General features: G+C 70.1%; 2 protein-coding genes. One reads left to right on the top strand and one right to left on the bottom strand.

Features of this window, described 5'->3' with window-relative positions; all coding sequences use genetic code 11:
• Positions 1 to 45: 45 nt before the first annotated feature.
• Complete coding sequence (locus ACWENR_RS30220) at positions 46 to 1,686, bottom strand: peptide ABC transporter substrate-binding protein (protein ID WP_452280347.1); 1,641 nt, start codon at positions 1,684 to 1,686, stop codon at positions 46 to 48.
• A 430-nt stretch (positions 1,687 to 2,116) separates the two neighbouring features.
• On the opposite strand from ACWENR_RS30220, the gene ACWENR_RS30225 reads away from it, so the two are divergent.
• Complete coding sequence (locus ACWENR_RS30225; RefSeq protein ID WP_452280348.1) at positions 2,117 to 2,851, top strand: PIG-L deacetylase family protein; 735 nt, start codon at positions 2,117 to 2,119, stop codon at positions 2,849 to 2,851.
• Positions 2,852 to 3,090: the final 239 nt, after the last annotated feature.

The following is a 3,090-nucleotide window of genomic DNA, read 5'->3' on the forward strand; positions in this document are numbered from 1 at the left end:
GGGCTCACCGGTAGGTGAGCCCGACCCGGGGTCAGACCGTTCGGATCAGAGCTCGACCGAGGTGAGGTCGAGTTCACCGACGTTGGTCACCTCAAGCTTCTTGATCTTCTCCGAGTGGCCGGACTGCTGGCCGTTGAAGTAGACCGGAACCGAGGGAACGTCCTTGTCGATGAGGGCGACGGCCTCGGCGAACTTGGCGTGCGAGGCCTCCAGGCTCGGCGCGGCGCTGGCCTCCTTGGCCAGGGCGTCGACCTGCGGGTTGCTGTACAGACCGTCGTTCGAGGAACCACCGGTCACGTAGAGCGGGTTGACCCAGTTCTCCACGTCCGGGTAGTCCTGCTGCCAGCCGGCGCGGTACATGCCCTTCATCTTGTGGGCGTTGATGTTCTGGCGGAACACCGCGAAGGTCGGCACGCCCTCGGCGCGGGCGTTGATGCCCAGGTTGGTCTTGATCTGCTGCGCGACGGCCTCCATCCACTCCTTGTGGCTGGCGTCGGCGTTGTAGTACAGGACGAGCTCGCCGCTGAAGCCGCCGGCCTGGGTCAGCAGCTTCTTGGCCTCCTCCGGGTTGAACTGGCAGGCGGTGCAGTTACCCGGCTTGGCGCCCGGGGTCAGCGGGTTGGCCCAGCTGTCGGCCGGCTTGCGCGCCCCGAAGAAGATCTTGTCGCTGATCTCCTGGCGGTTGATCGACAGCGAGATCGCCCGACGCAGGTCGGCGTTCTGGAAGCGCTTGTCGTAGATCGGGAAGGCGATGATGCCGCTCGCCGGGATGGTGGTCTGGATCGCCCGGGCGCCCAGGTCCTGCTTCCACTTGTCAGCGGCGAGCGCGGAGACCGGAACCTGCTGCATGAAGTCCAGGTTGCCGGCGAGCAGGTCGTTGTAGGCCGCCGTGTCGTCCTGGTACAGCTTGATGTTGACGTCCTTGACCTTCATCTTGTCGGTCAGGGTGTAGTCGTCGAAGCGCGTCAGCTTGACCTGGACGTCGTCTTCCCAGGACACGAACTTGACCGGGCCGTTGCCGATCGGCTTCTTGCCGAAGGCCTCGGCGCCCTGGCTGAAGAACGCGTCCGGCAGCGGCATGAAGGTGCTGTAGCCGAGCTTGGTCGGGAACACGGCGGTCGGCGCGGCCAGGGTGACCTCGAAGGTCCAGTCGTCGACGACCTTCAGACCGGACATCTTGTCGGTCTTGGGATCCGGGGCCTTCTTCGGGCCCTCGGCGCCGTCCGGGTCCTCGGTGTGCACGTCGCCGAAGCCCTGGATGTCGGCGAAGAAGCTGCCGTTCTGCGCGCCGTTCGGGGAGTAGGCACCCCAGTTCCAGGCGTCCACGAAGTTCTTGGCCTTGACGACGGTGCCGTCGTGGAACTTCGTGTCCTTCTTGATCTTGATCGTGTAGACCTTGGAGTCGGTCGTCTCGATCGACTCGGCGACCGCGTTGCGCGGGGCGCTGCCGTCGTTCGGGTACTCCACCAGGCCGGTCCACAGCCAGTCGATAATCGCCCCACCACCGGTCTCGGTGGTGTTCGACGGGACCAGGCCGACCTCCGGCTGGGTGCCTTCGATGGTGATCGCGCCGTCGGCGCTCGCGCCGGCGTCGCCGCCGTCGTCGCTGCTCGAGCAACCGGTCGCGACGAGCGCGAACGCCGCGCCCAGCGCGACTGCGCTGCTTGCCCGCTTCGAGACTCTCATTCCGAGGGGCCTCCTCTTTCTAACCTGGTTCCGTCGTGGGTTTCACGCACGCATGGGGGTGACACGTCCGGCGGCCCGCAGCGCGGGTCACCGGTTTCACCGCAGTGAGATCGGGACAAGGGGTTGCACCGATTCGCCGGGCCGCCCCGCCCCGCCGGGCTCGGCACCGCGCACGCGAGACCACCACGGAGCGCCACTCACGGAGCGGCGGCCGTGGTCGTCAGGCCGTACGGGGTGCCTCACACGAGGGGTGAGGTGCTGCCACTGTGACACTCACCGGCCGCTTCCGTGAAGGTGCCGTTATCAAGCCGTTAGTTGGTCGCCACGTTGCCGATACTTGAGAAAAGATCACGAAACATCGGACACGCGCCGCCGTGAGCAGGCAAAACGCGAACCGGCACGGGCCGCGCCCCGCGTAGGCTCGGCGATTGTGAGCTTCCCCGCGTCTGCTCCCGCGCTCTCCGACGTCGCCCGGGCGTTGGCGGTTTTTGCCCATCCGGACGATATCGACTTCGGCTGTGCGAGCACAATAGCCACCTGGGTGGAGGAGGGCGTCGACGTCGCGTACCTGCTCGTCACCCGGGGCGAGGCCGGCGGCTGCGACGGCGCCCCACGCGAGCCGCCGGGCCGGCTGCGGGAGGAGGAGCAGCGGGCCGCGGCCGCCGCGGTCGGCGTCCGGCAGGTGGAGTTCCTCGACGGGTACGGTGACGGCGCCCTCGCCCCGACGCCCGGTCTGCGCCGGGACATCACCGCGGCGATCCGCCGGCACCGGCCCGACCGGGTGCTGACCAGTTCGCCGCTGCGCCGGTGGGAGCAGCTCGCCGGGCCGGGCCATCCCGACCACCTCGCCGTCGGCGAGGCGACCACCTGCGCGGTCTACCCGGACGCGCGCAACCCGTGCGCCCACCCGGAGCTGTCGACCGAGGGGCTCGGGCCGTGGGTGGTCCGGGAGGTCTGGTACGCCGGCGGCCCCGCGCCGGACCACACCGTCGACGTCACCGGACAGTACGCGCGCAAGGTCGCCGCGATGCGGGCACACCGCTCGCAGACCGCGGGGATGGACGTGGCGACCTGGGTGCGGGACCGGCTGACCACGGCGGCGGACGCGGCCGGGCTGCCGGCCGGCCGGATGGCCGAGGCGTTCACGGTGCTGCGCACCGGATGACGCCGCCCCCGCCCGACGGCGACGGACCGAGCCGCCGCAGGGCGGCACCGGAAGAGCCCGGCCGACGCGGGCGGCACGAGGAGAGCCGGGCCGACGCGGGCGGCACGAGGAGAGCCGGGCCGACGCGGGCGGCACGAGCAGGGCCGGGCCGACGCTCGGACGGCACCGGGAGGGCCGAGCCGACCCGCGGCGTCGTCGACTCCCGTACGGTCGGCCACCGGCCAGGCGGCCGTCATCAC

Source organism: Micromonospora sp. NPDC004336 (genome assembly GCF_053602615.1).

What these genes read in the sequence shown, in the direction of transcription:
- ACWENR_RS30220 (WP_452280347.1), bottom strand. Translation starts at nt 1,686, where the DNA reads ATGAGAGTCTCGAAGCGGGCAAGCAGCGCAGTCGCGCTGGGCGCGGCG.